This window comes from Amycolatopsis balhimycina FH 1894, from assembly GCF_000384295.1.
Lineage (GTDB): Bacteria > Actinomycetota > Actinomycetes > Mycobacteriales > Pseudonocardiaceae > Amycolatopsis > Amycolatopsis balhimycina.
Window position 1 is genome coordinate 579,569 of sequence record NZ_KB913037.1, and the last position, 17,180, is coordinate 596,748.

20 protein-coding genes and 1 riboswitch are annotated in these 17,180 nt (G+C 71.4%); of the genes, 5 read left to right on the forward strand and 15 right to left on the reverse strand.

Going from position 1 to position 17,180, the window contains the following annotated elements:
- Positions 1-146: 146 nt before the first annotated feature.
- A riboswitch (glycine riboswitch) is annotated at positions 147-245 on the reverse strand.
- A gap of 42 nt (positions 246-287) precedes the next feature.
- Complete coding sequence (locus A3CE_RS0101790; RefSeq protein WP_020638353.1) at positions 288-866, reverse strand: MerR family transcriptional regulator; 579 nt, start codon at positions 864-866, stop codon at positions 288-290.
- A gap of 301 nt (positions 867-1,167) precedes the next feature.
- On the opposite strand from A3CE_RS0101790, the gene A3CE_RS0101795 reads away from it, so the two are divergent.
- Positions 1,168-1,779, forward strand: a complete 612-nt coding sequence (locus A3CE_RS0101795; RefSeq protein ID WP_020638354.1) for a TetR/AcrR family transcriptional regulator — start codon at positions 1,168-1,170, stop codon at positions 1,777-1,779.
- On the opposite strand, the gene trxA is transcribed toward A3CE_RS0101795, so the two are convergent.
- The 8 genes from trxA to A3CE_RS0101835 form a co-directional block, all read right to left on the reverse strand.
- Positions 1,776-2,105, reverse strand: a complete 330-nt coding sequence (gene trxA / locus A3CE_RS0101800; protein ID WP_020638355.1) for a thioredoxin — start codon at positions 2,103-2,105, stop codon at positions 1,776-1,778. The genes A3CE_RS0101795 and trxA overlap by 4 nt on opposite strands.
- A gap of 11 nt (positions 2,106-2,116) precedes the next feature.
- Positions 2,117-2,512: a MerR family transcriptional regulator gene (locus A3CE_RS0101805; protein ID WP_020638356.1), complete on the reverse strand. Its 396-nt coding sequence runs from the start codon at positions 2,510-2,512 to the stop codon at positions 2,117-2,119.
- Positions 2,513-2,686: 174 nt separating this feature from the next.
- Positions 2,687-3,160, reverse strand: coding sequence for a bifunctional nuclease family protein (locus A3CE_RS0101810; RefSeq protein ID WP_009078856.1), 474 nt, complete (start codon positions 3,158-3,160; stop codon positions 2,687-2,689).
- 216 nt (positions 3,161-3,376) lie between these two features.
- Positions 3,377-4,123 carry a transcriptional regulator FtsR gene (ftsR, locus tag A3CE_RS0101815; RefSeq protein ID WP_185839892.1) on the reverse strand — a complete coding sequence of 249 codons (747 nt, stop codon included), beginning with the start codon at positions 4,121-4,123 and terminating at the stop codon, positions 3,377-3,379.
- Positions 4,120-4,590, reverse strand: coding sequence for a glycogen accumulation regulator GarA (garA, locus tag A3CE_RS0101820; RefSeq protein ID WP_020638358.1), 471 nt, complete (start codon positions 4,588-4,590; stop codon positions 4,120-4,122). Before garA ends, ftsR begins: the two co-directional genes overlap by 4 nt.
- Positions 4,591-4,715: 125 nt before the next feature.
- On the reverse strand, positions 4,716-5,099 hold the full coding sequence (gcvH, locus tag A3CE_RS0101825) for a glycine cleavage system protein GcvH (protein WP_020638359.1): 384 nt from the start codon (positions 5,097-5,099) through the stop codon (positions 4,716-4,718).
- 101 nt (positions 5,100-5,200) lie between these two features.
- A complete protein-coding gene (clsA, locus tag A3CE_RS0101830; protein ID WP_020638360.1) occupies positions 5,201-5,818 on the reverse strand; it encodes a cardiolipin synthase ClsA in 618 nt (205 codons plus the stop codon).
- Between the two features lie 57 nt (positions 5,819-5,875).
- Entirely contained in the window at positions 5,876-6,085 is a 210-nt protein-coding gene (locus A3CE_RS0101835; protein ID WP_020638361.1) for a hypothetical protein, read from the reverse strand.
- Between the two features lie 315 nt (positions 6,086-6,400).
- Between A3CE_RS0101835 and A3CE_RS0101840 the strand changes: the two genes are divergently transcribed.
- Both A3CE_RS0101840 and A3CE_RS0101845 read left to right on the forward strand, forming a co-directional pair.
- Entirely contained in the window at positions 6,401-6,916 is a 516-nt protein-coding gene (locus A3CE_RS0101840) for a hypothetical protein (RefSeq protein ID WP_026468055.1), read from the forward strand.
- A 34-nt stretch (positions 6,917-6,950) separates the two neighbouring features.
- Positions 6,951-7,355 (forward strand): hypothetical protein, encoded by a 405-nt coding sequence (locus A3CE_RS0101845; protein ID WP_020638363.1) that lies wholly within the window; start codon positions 6,951-6,953, stop codon positions 7,353-7,355.
- A gap of 64 nt (positions 7,356-7,419) precedes the next feature.
- Here the strand turns inward: A3CE_RS0101845 and A3CE_RS0101850 are convergent, their stop codons facing one another.
- Positions 7,420-9,156: an AMP-binding protein gene (locus A3CE_RS0101850; RefSeq protein WP_020638364.1), complete on the reverse strand. Its 1,737-nt coding sequence runs from the start codon at positions 9,154-9,156 to the stop codon at positions 7,420-7,422.
- A 10-nt stretch (positions 9,157-9,166) separates the two neighbouring features.
- A complete protein-coding gene (locus tag A3CE_RS0101855; RefSeq protein ID WP_026468056.1) occupies positions 9,167-10,009 on the reverse strand; it encodes a crotonase/enoyl-CoA hydratase family protein in 843 nt (280 codons plus the stop codon).
- A gap of 138 nt (positions 10,010-10,147) precedes the next feature.
- Here A3CE_RS0101855 and A3CE_RS0101860 point away from each other — a divergent pair, with 138 nt between their 5' ends.
- Positions 10,148-11,017, forward strand: coding sequence for an alpha/beta fold hydrolase (locus A3CE_RS0101860; protein WP_020638366.1), 870 nt, complete (start codon positions 10,148-10,150; stop codon positions 11,015-11,017).
- Here the strand turns inward: A3CE_RS0101860 and A3CE_RS0101865 are convergent.
- A complete protein-coding gene (locus tag A3CE_RS0101865) occupies positions 11,011-11,700 on the reverse strand; it encodes a TetR/AcrR family transcriptional regulator (protein WP_020638367.1) in 690 nt (229 codons plus the stop codon). The two genes, A3CE_RS0101860 and A3CE_RS0101865, sit on opposite strands and share 7 nt — an antisense overlap.
- Before the next feature lie 68 nt (positions 11,701-11,768).
- On the opposite strand from A3CE_RS0101865, the gene A3CE_RS0101870 reads away from it, so the two are divergent.
- Positions 11,769-12,878: an FAD-dependent oxidoreductase gene (locus A3CE_RS0101870; protein WP_020638368.1), complete on the forward strand. Its 1,110-nt coding sequence runs from the start codon at positions 11,769-11,771 to the stop codon at positions 12,876-12,878.
- 71 nt (positions 12,879-12,949) lie between these two features.
- Here A3CE_RS0101870 and cobA read toward each other — a convergent pair whose 3' ends face one another.
- From cobA to A3CE_RS0101885, 3 genes are read right to left on the reverse strand one after another with little or no spacing between them, the layout of a single operon-like run.
- On the reverse strand, positions 12,950-14,176 hold the full coding sequence (gene cobA / locus A3CE_RS0101875) for a uroporphyrinogen-III C-methyltransferase (RefSeq protein WP_020638369.1): 1,227 nt from the start codon (positions 14,174-14,176) through the stop codon (positions 12,950-12,952).
- Positions 14,177-14,223: 47 nt separating this feature from the next.
- Positions 14,224-16,107 (reverse strand): vWA domain-containing protein, encoded by a 1,884-nt coding sequence (locus A3CE_RS0101880; protein WP_020638370.1) that lies wholly within the window; start codon positions 16,105-16,107, stop codon positions 14,224-14,226.
- Positions 16,104-17,165, reverse strand: a complete 1,062-nt coding sequence (locus A3CE_RS0101885) for an ATP-binding protein (RefSeq protein WP_020638371.1) — start codon at positions 17,163-17,165, stop codon at positions 16,104-16,106. The genes A3CE_RS0101880 and A3CE_RS0101885 overlap by 4 nt, the downstream gene beginning before the upstream one ends.
- Positions 17,166-17,180 lie beyond the last annotated feature (15 nt).

Here is a 17,180-nt window from a genome sequence, read left to right on the forward strand (position 1 = left end):
ACCGGGACGGCGATGTCCTGGTCCTCCCCACTCTGTCCGTACCTCCTTATGGAGGCGCCTGAGAGTTTCGCCCGCAGGTTGAGCCGGGCTTGCACCGTCGGCGGGGCCGTCAGGTGGTGACCTGACGACCCGCTTTCCAGAGGCGTCTCGTCCGCGCGGTCCAGGGTGCCTGAGAGGTTCCGGGGAGGACTTGCTCCTTCGGCGCCGAGCTCACTATGAGGCTCGGTCTCTCCCGCGCGGATTCGTCGACCGCAGGGAAAACCTTACCCCGTCTGCCGTAGCGGTGATCAACCGGTCTTGCGGGCGTTGCGGCGCTGGGTGAGTTCGTCCGGTTCGTGCGTCTCGACGATGCCGCCGTCGGCGCGTTCGGCTTGGAACTCGTGGATGGTTCCGCTGATTTCCTGCATCGCCCCGCTGACCGCGATGCCGAAGACGCCCTGTCCGCCCTGGAGCAGGTCGACGATCTCCTCCGGCGAGGTGCACTCGTAGACGGTGGTGCCGTCGGAGAAGAGCGTCACGCGCGCGAGGTCGCGGACGCCGCGGAGGCGCAGGTGGTCGACGGCGACCCGGATGTTCTGGAGGGAGACCCCGGTGTCGAGCAGCCGCTTGACCACCTTGAGCACCAGGATGTCCTTGAACGAGTACAGCCGCTGCGAGCCGGAGCCGTGCGCGGTGCGGATGCTGGGCGCGACCAGCTTCGTCCGGGCCCAGTAGTCGAGCTGACGGTAGGTGATCCCGGCGATCTGGCACGCGGCCGGGCCGCGGTAGCCCACCAGCTCGTCGGGCAGCGAGTCGTCGGGGAACAGTTCTCCCTGCTCACCAGTCGCGACCTCGACAGGCTGCTTCTCGGAACCAGCCTCGACCACGCAAGCCTCCCCTCGCCCGACCTGGCGGCCGGCGAATGACAGCCGGACGGTCCCAGGAGCGGGACCCACCGGAGATCAACCGCCACGATCCGGCCCCAGACCGTGAATCACACCGTGGCGATTTACCTCCTCCGACGGTAAGCGCCCGGACAGTGCCGGTCAACGCGACGCGCGGCAAGCCTCAACGGTCGGATGAGCCTTTGAGCCGTTCGCCGTACCCCGATCACCGTCCGGCCAAACTCGGTGGACACGTTTTACTCAGCCGTGTTAATTTTTACTCATGCGAGTAAACCCGGACCTCATGGCCGAAATGGGCCTCAGCGTCACCGAAGCCGCGCGCCGCGCGCAGATCGTCGGCGCGACCATCGGCGTCCTCGCCGACCTGGGCTACCGGCGCACCACGTTCGCCAAGATCAAGGAGCGCGCCGGGCTCAGCAGCACCCGGCTGATCTCCTACCACTTCACGAACAAGGCCGGCCTGATGCAGGCCGTGCTGAGCACGGTCGTCGAGACGAAGCACCAGTTCCTCACCGAACGCACCGGCGGCGAGCTCGACCCCGCCGACCGCCCCGGCTACCTGCGGGCGCACATCGAGACGTCGATCGCGTTCCTGCGCGCGTACCCGGAATGCGTCCGGGCCCTGACCGAGCTGGCCGCCAACGCCGACGACGCCGACGGCTGGGTGATGACGAAGGTGCTGGTCGACGACCTGCGCGTGCACGGCCTGGCCCGCCAGCTCAAGCAAGGCCAGGCCGAGGGCGTGTTCGGCGAGTTCACGCCCGAGGTGATGGCGATGTCCATCGCCCAGGCCGTCGACGGCGTCGCCGCGGCCTACGCGGCCGACCCTTCGTTGGACGTCGAAACGTACGGCCGCGAGATCGCCGAGACCTTCGTCAAGGCGACCGCGCCTTAGCGGGCTTGGTCGAGGCGTTCCTCGATGCGGGCCTTCGGGAACGCGCCGACGATCGTCGTCACGGGCTCGCCGTTCCGGAAGAGGATCATCGTCGGCAGGGACATGACCTGGTACGCCCGGGTCGTCTCCGGGTTCTCGTCGGCGTTGATCTTCCGGACGGACAGGGCGCCGGCGCGCTCGACGGCCAGCTGCGCCAGCACCGGGCCGACCATCCGGCAGGGCCCGCACCAGGTGGCCCAGAACTCGACCAGCACGGGCAGGTCGCTGCCGAGGACCTCGGCGGCGAACGTCGCATCGGTGACTTCGGAAACGGCGACAGCGGTCATGGCGGGCTCCTTCACGGGCGCGGGGATTCGGGCACGACACACGGATCGGGCGCCTGCCGGGTGAGGGCGCCGGCGAGCTTCGCGGCCAGTTCCGCGCGAATGCCGCCGAGCCGCGCGAGGAGCGCGTCCGCTTCTTCCAGCTTGCGGCGGTACACCTCGATCGAGCTCGCGCACGAGTCGCCGGTTTCGTGGCCGCTGCGCAGGCAGTCGACGAAGGGCCGGGTCTCGTCGAGGGACAGGCCGATCGTCTGCAGTGTCTGGATCTCTTTGACCAGGTGCAGGTCGTCCTCGTCGTACTCGCGGTAGCCGTTCGCCGAGCGACGGGCCGCCAGCAGGCCCTGGGCCTCGTAAAACCGCAGCGCACGGGTGGTGACACCCGTGCGCTGCGCAAGCTCTCCGATCCGCATGTCCCCGACGCTAGACGTTGACGTCCGCGTCAAGGCAAGTAACGGGACTCGCCGCGTGAGAATTTCGGGGGTCCGGGGGACTGCCCCCGGGCGGGGTCTGGGGGCTGCGCCCCCAGAAGACACACACCTGGCCGCCTGTGGCGAGCGCGTTCCGCGAGCGCGCTCGCCCGCGGATCAGGTGTCGGCTCCGCGGAAGTCTTCCGGGGAAACCGAGTCGAGGAACTCGCGGAACTTCTCGACCTCGTCCTCCTGCTCGTCCGGGATGATCAGGCCGGCCTCTTCCAGCACCGCGTCCACGGCGTGGATGGGGACGCCGATCCGCAGGGCCAGCGCGACCGAGTCGCTCGGCCGGGCGGACACCCGGATGTCACCGTCGAAGACGAGCTCCGCGAAGAACGTGCCCTCCTTCAGGTCGGTGATGACGACCTGCTCGAGCTCCCGGCCGAGCGCCCCGATGACCTCTTTCAGCAGGTCATGCGTGAGCGGACGGGCCGGGCGGACTCCCTGCTGCTCCAACGCGATGGCGGTCGCTTCGACCGAGCCGATCCAAATCGGCAGGTACCGTTCACCCTCGGTCTCCCGCAGCAACAAGATCGGCTGATTCGCGGGCAGCTCGACCCGCACACCGACGACGCGCATTTCGCTCATCGGGCTTCGCCTCCCTCTCGTGCACACGGGCTTCAGCGCCGAAACGGCTTCGCGCCGCCACTGTCGACGCTACCCGTCATCCGTGCGCTGTGCTCGCTGTCCGGACTCTCTCGGTTCGCCTGCCGCAAACCCGTGCCTTCACGGTACGGCATGCGGTGCCGAACATTCAGTCATTGACATGGGACCGCAAAGAGGATCTCACTGCCCCGTTACCGGTCAACACCCGGAGACGTCGCGGATTCCGGCCTTGACAAGGAGCGTGTGCAGGGTCACGGACAGTGCCGCGAGCTCCCGCACCACCTCGTCGGCCCGCGACTTGGCCTCCGGGTCACGATGCCGGTACACCGGCGTCACGATCTGCTCCAGCAGGCCGACCTCGCGGTCGGCCGCAGCGCGGAAGGCACGCAGGTGTCTCGGCTCGATACCGAATTCGGTCATCGCCTTCACCGTCCGCGCGACCAGCACCGCGTCCGGGTCGAAGAACCCGGCGGGACCGGACCGGACCAGGCCGTACTGCTGCAGTTCGGCCAGTGCGGGCGCGTCGATGCCGGCCTGCTCCAGGAGTTCCTCCTGGGTCAGGCGCAGCTCCTTGCCCGCGGTGAAGTCGTCCGCCATCGGCAGGCCGACGTTCTCCGCCGGCGCGTCGATGGGCACCAGCCGGCGCGGCGGCCGGGGCACGGCCGCGGCGGACCCGTTGCCCGAGTCCGCCGCGTCCAGCTGCTCCTTGATGACCTTCAACGGAAGGTAGTGGTCCCGCTGGGCGGCCAGGACGAACCTGAGACGCTCCACGTCCGCCGCGGCGAACTGCCGGTACCCCGACGGCGTCCGGCCCGGCTGGACCAGGCCTTCGGCTTCGAGGAACCGGATCTTGGAGATGGTGACATCGGGGAAGTCCCCGCGCAGCTGCGCCAGGACGGCCCCGATGCTCAACCCGTCACGTTGTGGCCGTCCGGCCGCCGTCACTGCGCCCCCTGGCCCCCGTGCCCCGGGCCGGTCAGGAAGACCAGGCGGAACTTCCCGATCTGGACCTCGTCGCCGCCGGCGAGGACGGCCTGGTCGACCGGCTCCCGGTTGACGTAGGTGCCGTTGAGGCTGCCGACGTCGATGACGACGAACTCGCCGCCCTCACGCCGGAATTCGGCGTGCCGGCGGGAGACCGTGACGTCGTCCAGGAAGATGTCGCTGTCCGGGTGCCGTCCGGCGCTGGTGGTGTCGCGGTCGAGCAGGAACCGCGAACCCGCGTTCGGGCCGCGCTTCACGACCAGCAGGGCCGAACCCGCCGGCAGGGCGTCGACACCCTGGACCGGGGCCTCCGGGGCCGGGACGGACTCGTGGCCTTCGGCTTCGGCCAGGAAGTCGGCCCGGAAGACAGAGGTCCGCTCCGGAGACTGCTCCGGGGGAACGCCGCCGGGCCCGTCGTTCGTGCTCACCTGAGCTCTCCTCCACACATGCTGTGTTGCCAGTACTCAAGAACGTGTAGCTGCCAACGTACCGTGCCTGATCGATTCTCCGAGCCCCGGCTCCCCGAACCGGCGCAGTGCGCCTCCGGCGGGGTTCAGCCCTTGGTCAGCGCGTCGTACGCTTCGGCCTCCAGCAGGGCTTCGAGCCCCGACGGGTCGTCGAGCCGGATCTCGATCAGCCAGCCCTCGCCGTACGGGTCGCTGTTGATCAGCTCCGGCGAGTCGGCGACCCCGTCGTTGACCGCGACGACCTCGCCGTCGACCGGCGCGAACAGCTCGGAGACGCTCTTGGTCGACTCGACCTCGCCGAAGACGTCGCCCGCGCTCACCTGCCTGCCGACCTCGGGCAGGTCGACGAACACGACGTCCCCGAGCTGGTCCTGCGCGTACTCGGTGATGCCCACCCGGACGAGCGTCTCCTCGCGGGTGGCGACCCACTCGTGTTCCTCGGTGTAGCGAAGCTCTTCAGGAGCGGACACCAGCGGTCCCCTTTCATGCCCTCACTGGCGAAAACGTGCTGGGCGAAGTCTTACACCCACACGGCGCAGCCGCCCGCCACGACCCGGGGAAAGGGCCACGTTCAGTCGTCTCCGGCGCCGCGCAGCGCGTTGCGCGCCTGCACGACGTAGAGCACGCCCGACCAGACGTAGAGGACCGCGCCCCAGATCGTGAAGGCGTAGCCGATCGGCCGGGCGACCGCGGCGACGTCCGAGCCGCCCTGCGCGAGCAGCAGGAGCGGGAAGGCGTACATCAGGACGAAGGTCGCGCCCTTGCCGAGGTAGGTGACCTCGGGCGGGGCGAAGCCGCGGCGGCGCAGCGCGAACACGCAGCCGCCGAGCACGGCTTCCCGCAGCACGAGCGGCACGACGACCCACCAGGGGATGATGTCGCGGACCAGGAACGCGATGAGCGTCGCGAGGATGTACAGCCGGTCGGCCGCCGGGTCGAGCAGCTGCCCCAGCCGGGACATCTGGTTGAGCCAGCGGGCCAGCTTGCCGTCGAGCCAGTCGGTCAGGGCGCTGAACACCAGCAGGGCGAGCGCCCAGCCGTCCTCCTTCGGGCCCAGCAGCAGCCAGAGGAACACCGGCACGCCGGCCAGCCGCAGCAGCGACAGGATGTTCGGGACATTGAAGGCCTGCTTCAGCAGGGACGGTTCGGCGCTCGCCTGAGCGGCTGGGTCCGGCGCGGCTGTGCTCACCGGCCAATTAAACAGCGGAAGGGGGCCGGGCCGCCCGGTGGTGCGGCCCGGGCGGCGTCAGCTCGCGCGGTGGTGGCTCCAGCCGCGTCGCTGCAGCTCCGCGCTGCTCAGCGACTCGGGACGGCCACGGAAGTCGGTGCCCATCCAGCGGGCGCGGCCGATGCGTCCCTCGAGGACGTACGGACGGCCGCCGCACCAGACCACGGTGCAGGGGACGGTCGGCGGACTGGACGGGTCTTCGGTGCTGGTCACAGCGTCGTCGTTCATCGCTCTCACGGGCTCGGGACGGGTTTCGGGGACGGGAAGCTCTGCGGCCTCCACCAAGATCTTCGGTCCCCGAGGCCGGAATGTTAACGGGAACGCCGGGAATTAGACCGATCGATTCTTCATGGCAGCGTGAGGTTTCGGAGCGTGAACGGAATGTTAATTGTCCATTGTGGACGGTCTTTCGGCGGCCACCGGCGCGGGCCGCCGCCCGGCTGGAGTAATCTCCGGCACACTCGTGGGCGAGCCGGTCCACGGGGCCCCGGCCGGGATGGGCCAGAATGACCGGGTCGGCCTGACCGGGGAGGAACGATCGCGGTGCCCCACCCAGCCACCACGAGGACGTGGCGGCCGTTGCTCGCGGCCTGCCTCGCCGTCCCCGCGCTCGCGGCCTGCGCCGGCGACCCGGCCGCGCAGGCGCCCCCTCCCCCGCCTTCCTCCGCGGCAGCGGCGCCCACCACGGCGACGCCGCCGGGCACCACTCCGCCGCCCTCGGCCGCGACCGGCGGTACGTCCGCGCCGGCCCCGGTGACCAAGCCGTCCGGAGCGCCGCCGACGGTGCCCGGGTCGTGCGGCACGGTCACCGCCGCCAGCGGGCTCACGCTGTACGTCTTCGACAGCGGCTCCGCCGGGGTCACCTGCGCCACGGCGACCAAGCTCGTCGGCGACTTCCACCGCAAGATCGCCGGGCGCCAGGGCACCGGCTCGAACGACGCGGTGAACGAGACCGTCGACGGCTGGCTGTGCACGTCCGGTCCGCCCGCCGCGCAGGGCGGCACCACCTGTACCAAGGGCGAGCAGACGGTGTTCGCCGCCGTCGTGCCGTCCGAGTGAGTCCGCTGCCGTCCCGTCCGCTCCTGAAGGGCCCATGAAGACACTCGCGTACCCCCTGCTGCTCGTCGCCGCGACCGCCGCACTGGCCGGCTGCGCGGGCGGCGACCCGGCGCCCGTCAGTGCGGCAGTCTCGCCGTCCGCCACTGTCCCGGCCGCGGTGGCGGCAGTCGAGTCGACGGCACCGGGCGTGCCCTGCGGCGAAGTCCCGGGTGCGGGCGGCGCGAAGACAGCCGTCGTGGCCCACGGCAAGGTGGACTGCGCCGCGGCGACGAAGCTGCTGAAGGACTACTTCGCGAAGCTGACCCCGGCGGAGGCCGCCTCCGCGGACGGCCCGGGCCCGGTGGTGCTCGACGAGTGGACGTGCGGCAGCGGCCCGAACGACCCGGTGACGGCGTGCTCCACCGAAGACGGCCGCCAGGTCGAAGGCACGCGCGCCTGACCGCCCGCCCCACCGCATGTCATGAACGAGTCGTTCATGACGTCTGAGGTCATGAACGACTCTTTCATGACGTCCGCGGCCCCGGTGAGCTGCCGGAGTCAGGACTTGGGTCGGGGAAGTCCTCCTCGCGGTACTCCGTCGCTTCGGCGCGCTTCGGGTCGCTCTCACGACCTCGCAGCTCGACGCGGCGGATCTTGCCCGAGATCGTCTTCGGCAGCTCCGCGAACTCGAGCCGCCGGATCCGCTTGTACGGCGCCAAGTGCTCGCGGCAGTACGCCAGGATCGACCGCGCGGTCGCCGCGTCCGGGGAGAACCCCGCGGCCAGCACGACGTACGCCTTGGGCACCGCGAGCCGGATCGGGTCGGGGGCCGGGACCACCGCCGCCTCCGCCACCGCCTCGTGCTCGATGAGGACGCTCTCCAGCTCGAACGGCGAGATCCGGTAGTCCGACGCCTTGAACACGTCGTCCGTGCGCCCGACGTACGTGATGTAGCCGCGCTCGTCGATCGAACCGACGTCACCGGTGTGGTAGTAGCCGCCGCCGAACGCCGCCGAGGTGCGCTCGTCGTCGTCCGCGTAGCCCGTCATCAGGCCCACCGGGCGGTGGGCGAGGTCGAGGCAGATCTCGCCCTCCGATGCCCGCTCGCCGCTGATCGGGTCGACCAGCGCCACCACGAACCCGGGCAGCGGGCGGCCCATCGAGCCGGGCACGACGTCCTGCCCCGGCGTGTTGGCGATCTGGACGCTGCTCTCCGTCTGCCCGAAGCCGTCGCGGATGGTGACGCCCCACGCCTTCCGGACCTGGTCGATCACCTCGGGGTTGAGCGGCTCCCCCGCGCCAACGACCTTGCGCGGCGGGGTCTTCAGCGCCGTCAGGTCGGCCTGGATGAGCATCCGCCACACCGTCGGCGGGGCGCAGAAGCTCGTCACCCCGCACCGGTCCAGCTGCGCCAGCAACGCGCCCGCGTCGAACCGGTTGTAGTTGTAGAGGAATACCGTGGCCTCGGCGTTCCAGGGTGCGAAGAAGTTGCTCCACGCGTGCTTCGCCCAGCCCGGCGAGGAGATGTTCAGGTGGACGTCGCCCGGTTCCAGCCCGATCCAGTACATCGTGGAAAGGTGGCCCACCGGGTACGAGACGTGCGTGTGCTGCACCAGCTTGGGCTTCGCCGTCGTGCCGGAGGTGAAGTAGAGCAGCAGCGGATCGCCGGCCCGGGTCGGGGCGTCCGGCGTGAACTCCGGCGACTGCGCGAACGCGGCCGAGTACGAAAGCCAGCCCTCGACCGGCTCGCCCACGGCGATGCGCGTGTAGTCGCCTTCGATTCCGTCGAACTTCGGCGCGTCCACCGCCCGGACGACGACGTGCTTGGCCGCGCCGCGCTCGACGCGGTCGGTCAGGTCGGCCGGCCCGAGCAGCGTGGACGCCGGGATGATCACGGCGCCGAGCTTGATCGCGGCGAGGATCGTCTCCCACAGCTCGCCCTGGTTGCCCAGCATGAGGATCAGCCGGTCGCCGCGGCGGACGCCGAGGACGCGCAGCCAGTTCGCCACCTGGTTGGACCGGCCCGACATCTCGGGGTAGGTCCAGCGGCTCTCGCTGCCGTCCTCTTCGACGATCCACAGGGCGTCCCGCTCGGCGTTGTCGGGGTCGTGCGCGACGACGTCGAACCAGTCGATCGCCCAGTTGAACTCGTCGAACTCCGGCCAGGCGAAGTCCCGGTAGGCCGTGTCGTAGTCCTCGCGGCGGGCCTGCAGGTAGTCCCGCGCGACGCGGAACGCGTGGTGGACAGTCGAAGCGCTCACGCTACCTCCTCTATTCGCCCTTGAACTCCGGCTTCCGGCGCTCCATGAAGGCCTGGACCGCTTCGCCGAGGTCCTTGCTGGGCAGGAACGCCGAGTTCCACGCCGCGACGTACCGGAGGCCGTCGGCGACCTGGCGCTCGGTGTTCGCCGCCAGTACCTGCTTCGTACCCTGCACCACCAGCGGCGGGTTCGCAGCGATCTCCCCGGCGAGTTCGCGGGCGGCCTTCAGCACGGCTTCCTGGTCCGCGTGGACGTCGTTGACCAGGCCGATCTTCTCGGCGCGGGCGGCGTCGATGTCCTTGCCGGTCAGGGCCAGCTCCCGCAGATGCCCTTCGCCGACGATCGAGGCCAGCCGCTGGAGGCTGCCGAGGTCCGCGACGATCGCGACACGCACTTCGCGGACGCTGAACTTGGCGTCAGCGCTGGCCAGCCGGACGTCCGCGGCCGCGACGACGTCGACCCCGCCGCCGATGCACCAGCCGGACACGGCCGCGACGACCGGTTTGCGGCATTCCGCGATCGAGCTGACCGCCGCCTGCAGCGACCGGACCTGGTCGAGGAACGCCGTGCGCGGGCCGGCCAGGTTGTCCGGGCCCAGCATCGGCGCCCAGTCGCCCATCATCGCCGGCAGGTCGAGGCCGTAGGAGAAGTTCGTCCCGCTGCCGGTCAGCACCACGGCCCTGACCTGCGGGTCAGCATCCAGCGCGCGGAACACCTGCGGCAGCTCGCGCCAGAAGTCCGGCCCCATCGCGTTGCCCTTCGACGGGCCGAGCAGCGTCACTTCGGCCACAGGGCCGTCGACGTCGACCTTCAGGGACACGAGGTCGGGCAAACTGTCAGCAGTAGCGGTCATGGGGTCATCTTGACCCATGCTCGCGGCGACCCGCCATTGGCACCTTGTCAATTGACCCCATGGTCACCGTGCCAACCTGGTCGGGGGATGCTTTCCTGAAAGAGACTCACCCCCACGACACGGGGAGGACGGTGGGACATGAGCCCGGCCAGCGCGACCGCGATCGAACCCGAACCCCCCGCCGCGCCCGCCCGGCGCGAGTCCCGCCCGATCGAGCTGACCGGCTCCTTCGACCACGAGGGACACCGGCTCTGGTACACCGAGTTCGGCAGCGGTGACAAGGTCGTCGTCCTCACCCACGGCATCATGCTGACCCGCCGGATGCACGCGCCCCTCGCGCGCCGGCTGGCCCGCGCCGGCTTCCGGGTGATCACCCTCGACCTGCTCGGCCACGGCGACTCCGACCGGCCGACCGAGTCGTGGCTGTACTCGATGCCCTCGTTCGCCGAGCAGACCCTGGCGCTGCTGGACCACCTCGAGGTCGAGTCGGCCGTCATCGGCGGGACGTCGCTGGGCGCGAACGTCTCGCTGGAAGTGGCGGTGCTGGCCCCCGAGCGGGCACGCGGGCTGGTCGTCGAGATGCCGGTGCTGGACAACGCGATCGTCGCCGGGCTGTTCACGTTCGCGCCGTTGCTGATGGCGGCCCGGTTCCTGCCGTTCACGGTGCAGGCGGTCGCGCTCGCGGCGTCGGTGGTTCCGCACGGCAACCAGTGGGTCGACGTCGTGACGGACACGCTCTCGCAGCGCCCGGCCCCGATGGCGGCGCTGCTGCATGGCGTGCTGTTCGGCCGGATCGCGCCGCCGAAGTCGGTGCGCCGCAAGATCACCACGCGCGCGCTGGTGATCGGCCACGAGGGCGACCCGATCCACCCGTTCGGCGACGCGGACACCCTCGCCGCCGACATGCCGGACGCGGAGTTCGTCCAGGCCCGCAGCCCGGTCGAGCTCAGGCTCGACCCGACCCGGCTGTCGGACGCGATCCGGGACTTCGCCGCGAGCTGCTACTGAACGCGCTTTGAGATGCGGGCCGCGATGCCGTCGAGGACGAAGCCGAGGCCGATGCGGAAGGTCTGGTCGGCGTCCAGGTGGGGGCCGTCGCGCACCATCGTGGCCAGCGCCGGGAACCTGCCGGTGGCGAAGGTCCGCTCCAGATAGGGCCCGAAGGTGGCCTGCCACTGCCTCTTGTCCATCCCGGAGACCCGCTCGGCACGCCGTTCGGTGATCTCGCGGCGTACCGCGCCGGTCACGTACGCGGTGACCGCGGCGACCCCCGGCACGACCGTGTCCAGGTCGACGCCGTCCATCGCGGCCAGCACCGCCTCTCCCCCGGCCATGGTGTTCGGCCCGAGCTGCGGCCGGCCGCCGAGCAGGTCGGCGAGCCATTCGTGCCGGTGCGCCGCTTTCCGGGTGGCTTCGGCGAGGGAACACAGCACCTCCCGCCACCCGTCGCCGACCGGCCGGATCTCGGCGTAGACCGCGTCGACCATCAGGTCGAGCAGCTCTTCCTTGGTGGCGATGTAGCCGTACAGCCGCATCGGGCCGACGTCCAGCGCGGCGGCGACCTTGCGTAGCGACACCGCGTCCAGGCCGTCCGCGTCGGCCAGCCGGATCGCCGCCCCGACGATCCGCTCGCGGCTCAGCGAGGCCGGTACCGGCCGATCCGGCGGCTCCGGCCGCTCCCACACCAACATGCCGGTGACGATACAACGCCTGTCGCGATACACTGTATTTGTCAATACACTGTATCGAAGGGGGAACCATGACGATCGCCATCGTCGGCGGCGGGATGGGCGGCCTGACCCTCGCCCGGGTGCTGCACGTGAACGGCATCGAAGCCGTCGTGTACGAACGGGACTCTTCGCGTACCGCTCGCGATCAGGGCAGCATGCTCGACATCCACTCCGGGCAGCGGGCACTGCGCGAGGCCGGTCTGCTCGAGGAGTTCTTCGCGATCGCCCGCGGCGAGGGCCAGGACATGCGGCTGCTCGAGCCGGACGGCACCCTGCTGCACCAGGAGGACACGCCCGACGACGCCCCGCTCTTGCGCCCGGAGGTGGACCGCGCCGATCTGCGCGACCTGCTGCTGGACTCTCTTCCCGAGGACACGGTGCGCTGGGGGCACGTGTTCAAGTCCGCCGGCGACGGCCGGCTGCACTTCGCCGACGGGAGCAGTGCGCCGTACGACCTGCTGGTCGGCGCGGACGGCGCGCAGTCCCGGGTCCGCCCGCTGCTCACCGACGTCCGCCCGGCACCCATCGGCAAGAACGTCGTCGAGATCGGCATCCCGGACATCGACCGCACGCACCCGGACCTGGCGGCGATGGTCGGGCGCGGCACCTACTGGGTGGTGGGCAACGGAATTTCCCTGGCGGCGCAACGCAACGGCGACGGCCGCGTCCGCATCGGCGTCAGCTTCACCAACACCGCCGAAGACTGGTTCGCCACCAGCGGGATCCCCTTCGACGACCCGGCCGCCGCCCGGGCGCGGCTGATCGAACTGCTCCCGGGCTGGGACCCGCGGATCACGGCGCTGATCGCCGCCTGCGACGACCGGGTCGTGCCACGGTCGATGACCACGCTCCCGGCCGGCCTGACCTGGCCGTCGAGGCCGGACGTCACGCTGCTCGGCGACGCCGCGCACCTGATGCCGGCGGTGGGAGAAGGCGCGAACATGGCAATGCTCGACGGCGCCTCACTCGGCCTGGCCCTCGCCGCGCACCCGGACGACTTCGCCACCGCCGTCGAAGAGTACGAACGCGAGATGTTCGAACGCGCCGGCGCCGCCGCCCGCAGGTCCGAGGACATGCACGAACTCATGATGTCCCCGGACGCCGCCCGGAAACTGCAGGCGTTCTTCCAGCCGAGCTGAAACCCGGAACTCGCGTGATTGAGCCCGGAACTCGCGTGATTGAAGACGTGACTCGCGTGATCAGCGGGGCATCACGTGTGATCAGCAGGGGCCAGTGCGGCGACCGGGCCGATCACGATCACCGCGGGTGGGCGGACGGACGCGGCCGCCGCGTCCGCCGCCACCTTGTCCAATGTGGACCGGAGGGTGCGCTGGGTGCGCATCGTGCCGTCCTCGACGATCGCCACCGGGGTGTCCGCCGGGCGGCCGCCGTCCAGGAGGGCCTTCGCGAACTGCGGGAGCCGCTCCACGCCCATCATCAGCACGATCGTGCCGCGCATCCGGGCCAGCAGGTCCCAGTCGACCAGGGACCGGTCGTCGCCGGGGGCGACGTGGCCGGAGACCACCACCACCTCGTGGGCGACGCCGCGGTGGGTCACCGGGACGTCGGCGGCCGCGGGCACCGCGAACGCGCTCGTGATGCCCGGGACCATCGTCACCGGGACGCCCGCTTCGGCGCAGGCCAGCACCTCTTCGAAGCCGCGGCCGAACAGGTACGGGTCGCCGCCCTTGAGCCGGACGACGAACTTGCCCTCCTTGGCGCGCTCGATGAGCGTGCTGTTGATGACGTCCTGGCTGGCCGCGCGGCCGTACGGGATCTTCGCCGCGTCGACGATCTCCACCTCCGGCGCGAGTTCGCCGAGCAGCTCGCGCGGTGCCAGCCGGTCGACCACGACGACGTCCGCGCGCGACAGGAGCCGCCGTCCGCGGACCGTGATCAGCTCCGGGTCGCCCGGGCCGCCGCCGACCAGCGCGACCCCGGGCAGGCTGCCCTCCGGGTGGGGCCGGCGGCCGTCCTCGATCGTGCCGTTGTGCAGGCCGTCGAGCATCGAGTCGCGGACCGCGGCCGAGCGCAGCGGCTCGCCGCCGGAGAGGACGCCGAACAGCAGGCCACCGTGCCGCCCGGACGCCGGGGTCACCGCGCTGCCCGACTCGCCTTCGTCGGCGCGGACGCAGAACACCCGCTCGCGCTCGGCCTCGGCACAGACGGCCGCGTTCACGTCTGGGTCGTTCGTGCAGGCCAGCGCGTACCAAGCAGCGCGAAGATCGCCCTCGGCGTAAGGGCGTTCGTGCCAGACCAGCTCGCCCGCGTCCACCATTCCCTGCACCGACGGCGTGGTGTGCGGCGACACCAGTTCGACGCGGGCCCCCGCGCTGATCAGCCGGGGCAGCCGGCGTTGGGCCACGGTGCCGCCGCCGATCATCACGACGCGGCGGCCGGTGAGCTGGAGGCCGGAGAGGTAGTGCGGGTCGTCCATGGCCGGGAGTCTATTTAGGGTTCACGCCCACGACAGCCCAGCGTGGGTCACGCCACCCGGAAGACCGGCCCGCGCGCCACGAACGGCAGCCGCGCACCCCGCGGCACCAGGTACGCGTGCTCGCGGCGCGGCCGGACGTGGTCGCACTGGGCGTCGGTGATGATCAGGATCGGGCCATCGGCCGGGAAGTCGTCCGCCCGCTGCAGCAGGTCGACGCCCGGCTGCAGGATCGTGCCACCGCGGCCGCGCACCTTGACCCGGCCCGCGATGTCCTCCACCGCGAGGTACCCGGCGTCGTAGGCGACGGCGTCGCAGAACACCACGCGCGCCGCCGGGACGTCCCGGGCCAGCGCGTACGACGCGATCGCCCCCAGGGCCTTGCCCAGCAGCTCGGCGTTCATCGACCCCGACGTGTCCAGCACGACGCCGAAGGTGACGCGCCGATCGAGCCGTTCCGGGCGGACGCGGCCCGGGCGCGGGATGTCCGGGGTCGCCGACTGGCGGCGCGACGCCCGCGCGTAGCTGCGCACCGGCAGTTCGACGCGGACGTGCTCGTCGAACCAGCGGGCCAGCTGCGCGTCCCACGGCAGCGGCGGGTGATCCAGGGCCCGGATCTCCTGCTCCAGTCCGGCCGGCAGGAGCCCGCGGCCCCGGGCGTGGTGGTATTCGAGCCCCTGGGTGAGCGCCCGGCGGTAGAACTCGTCGAGGTCGACGCCGCCGGCCCGGTCGCCGTCGCGCCACGGCAGCGGCCGGGTGTCCCGCTTCGACGACCGGCGCTGCGCCGCCTCCGGCTCGGACAGCCAGTCGCCCAGGACGTCCCCGGCCTCGCGCGAGCCGAGGGTCAGCAGCTTGCGTGCCCGCCGGATGTCGGTCGTCAGCGTGTCGTACACCGACTCCGCCGACATCCCGGTCAGCTGCTGGTCGTGCAGGGTGCCGTCGGGCAGTTCGCCGACGGCCATGGCGACCAGCCAGCCGTTGATCACGTAGTCGCAGGCGACGTTCCACAGGTACAGGTCGCGGCCCAGGGCCCGCCGGTCGTGCCGCAGCGCCGCGTGCAGCATTTCGTGCGCCAGGACGAACCGCCATTCCTCGGCGGTCAGGGCGGCCGCCGGGTTGACGTAGATCTCGCCGTGTTCGGCGTCGACCGCCGCCAGGGAGATGTCCCAGGCGCGGACGACCTCGGCGTCGACGACCAGGGTGAACCCCGCGGCCACCGCGCCGAGGAGCGGGAACGACGAGACGAACCAGGACAGCGCGCGGTCCCACTCCCCGATCGCCCGCCGGTGCCGGGTCTGCCCGCGCGCGTCGGCGGCACGTTCCATGGCCTCGGTGGCCGAGGCGATCAGACCGCGGGCGAACCGTTCGGTCCAGGGCTTCGGCTTCCCGTGGTACTGCAGCTGCCAGCGGGACATCGGCTCCGCGAGCGCCAGGCACGGCCGGCCGGTGCCCAGGTCGGCGAACGGCGCCGGAACGCCCGTTTCCCGCCAGGCGCGGGTCAAGGTCAGCTCCTCGGTACCGGGCAGTTCGGGCAGGTCCAGCACCGGTGTCCCGACGTGGACGGCCTCGGCGAACCGGTGCACGGCGACGCAGCACGCGGCGGCGTAGGCCGGGTCGACCTCGCGGTCCGGCGTGACCGCCTCCGCCTCGGTCAGCCGGTCCTCGTCGAGGTGGCCGAGGCCGAGGTGCAGCAGCACGTGCGCGAACACCCAGGCCCACTCGCCCGCCTCGGCGTCGCGGGCCCGGTTCGGCGTGATCGTTCCGCGGTCGGTGACGACAGCCCAGCTGCCCACCCCGGTCAGGCTCTCCTGGCTCAGGCTCGCGCCGCGGGCCAGGTGGTCGAGGACGGTGTGCGCGCGGACCTGGGCCCAGCCGTCCTCGATCGCCTTGGTCCGGCGCTCGCGGCGCTTGGCTTCGGCGCGGACGTTGCTCATGCGCGCGCCGCCACCAGCCGCGGCAGGTCGCGGGCGGTTTCGACCAGGAACCACGACGGCAGCCGCGGGTTGCCGGCTTCGTCGTCGGCGATGACCAGCTGCGCCATCTCCAGGGAGATCTCGGCCAGCTCCACCAGCAGGCTCTTCGCCCGGAAGGCGAACTGGCGCACGGCCGCCGACGCGTGCCGCTTGTCCGCGGGCAGGTCCTTGACCAGCCGCGCGCGGAACGTCTCGGCGAGGAAGTAGAGCAGGTCCCGGTCACCCGGCTCGGCCGGCCAGCGCACCTCGCCCTTGAGGATGGCCTCGAGGTCGAAGGCGTGCCGGGCGACCTTGAGGTACGCGCGGAACGCGCCCGCGTGCGCCGGTGTGAGGGTGGCGTACGCCAGCAGCGCGACCGTCTCGTCGTCGGCCGGGTCACCGGCGGAGTGGAGCAGGTCGGAGAGCATGTGCCAGGACCGCGGCGTCGAAAACGGCTCCTCGGTCTTCGGCGGCGGGCTCCAGAGGTGGTCCGGCCGCTGGGTGAGGTACTCGACGACCCACGGGTGGATGCCGTGGCCCGCGGCCCACGCGAGCCAGTCGTCGGGCGCGGCGCGCAGGTGGACGTGCACCAGGCGGTTCACCAGTGCCGAGGCCATCGGCCGGGCGAGGGCCTGGTCGGTGGCGCGGTTGCCGGCGCCGATCACGACCGAGCCAGGCGGCAGCTCGTACGAGCCGATGCGGCGGTCGAGGATGAGCGAGTAGAACGCCTTCTGGACGTCGGGTGCGGCGGCGTTCAGCTCGTCGAGGAACAGGCAGTACGGCTCGTCGCGCGCGATCTGCTCCGGCGGGCAGAACCGGCTGCGGCCGTCGACGATCTGCGGGACGCCGATGAGGTCTTCGGGCGCGAGCTGCGTGCCCAGCAGCGAAACGCAGTCGAGCCCCAGCGACGCCGCGAAGTCCCGGACGAGCGAGGACTTCCCGATTCCCGGCGCGCCCCAGAGGAACACCGGCCGCACGACGGCGGTGGTGAGCAGGACTTCGGGCAGCCGGGCGGGCGTGACCGTGAGCTGGGCGTGCAAGCGCGGACCTCCTGT

Excerpts from the sequence above, each read along its gene's own strand:
- A3CE_RS0101795 (WP_020638354.1), top strand. The coding sequence starts at position 1,168 with ATGGCCGAAATGGGCCTCAGCGTCACCGAAGCCGCGCGCCGCGCGCAG.
- A3CE_RS0101860 (WP_020638366.1), top strand. The coding sequence starts at position 10,148 with ATGAGCCCGGCCAGCGCGACCGCGATCGAACCCGAACCCCCCGCCGCG.
- A3CE_RS0101855 (WP_026468056.1), bottom strand. The coding sequence starts at position 10,009 with ATGACCGCTACTGCTGACAGTTTGCCCGACCTCGTGTCCCTGAAGGTC.
- A3CE_RS0101845 (WP_020638363.1), top strand. The coding sequence starts at position 6,951 with ATGAAGACACTCGCGTACCCCCTGCTGCTCGTCGCCGCGACCGCCGCA.
- A3CE_RS0101810 (WP_009078856.1), bottom strand. The coding sequence starts at position 3,160 with ATGAGCGAAATGCGCGTCGTCGGTGTGCGGGTCGAGCTGCCCGCGAAT.
- A3CE_RS0101835 (WP_020638361.1), bottom strand. The coding sequence starts at position 6,085 with ATGAACGACGACGCTGTGACCAGCACCGAAGACCCGTCCAGTCCGCCG.
- A3CE_RS0101880 (WP_020638370.1), bottom strand. The coding sequence starts at position 16,107 with ATGAGCAACGTCCGCGCCGAAGCCAAGCGCCGCGAGCGCCGGACCAAG.
- A3CE_RS0101865 (WP_020638367.1), bottom strand. The coding sequence starts at position 11,700 with ATGTTGGTGTGGGAGCGGCCGGAGCCGCCGGATCGGCCGGTACCGGCC.
- A3CE_RS0101870 (WP_020638368.1), top strand. The coding sequence starts at position 11,769 with ATGACGATCGCCATCGTCGGCGGCGGGATGGGCGGCCTGACCCTCGCC.
- trxA (WP_020638355.1), bottom strand. The coding sequence starts at position 2,105 with ATGACCGCTGTCGCCGTTTCCGAAGTCACCGATGCGACGTTCGCCGCC.
- A3CE_RS0101805 (WP_020638356.1), bottom strand. The coding sequence starts at position 2,512 with ATGCGGATCGGAGAGCTTGCGCAGCGCACGGGTGTCACCACCCGTGCG.
- cobA (WP_020638369.1), bottom strand. The coding sequence starts at position 14,176 with ATGGACGACCCGCACTACCTCTCCGGCCTCCAGCTCACCGGCCGCCGC.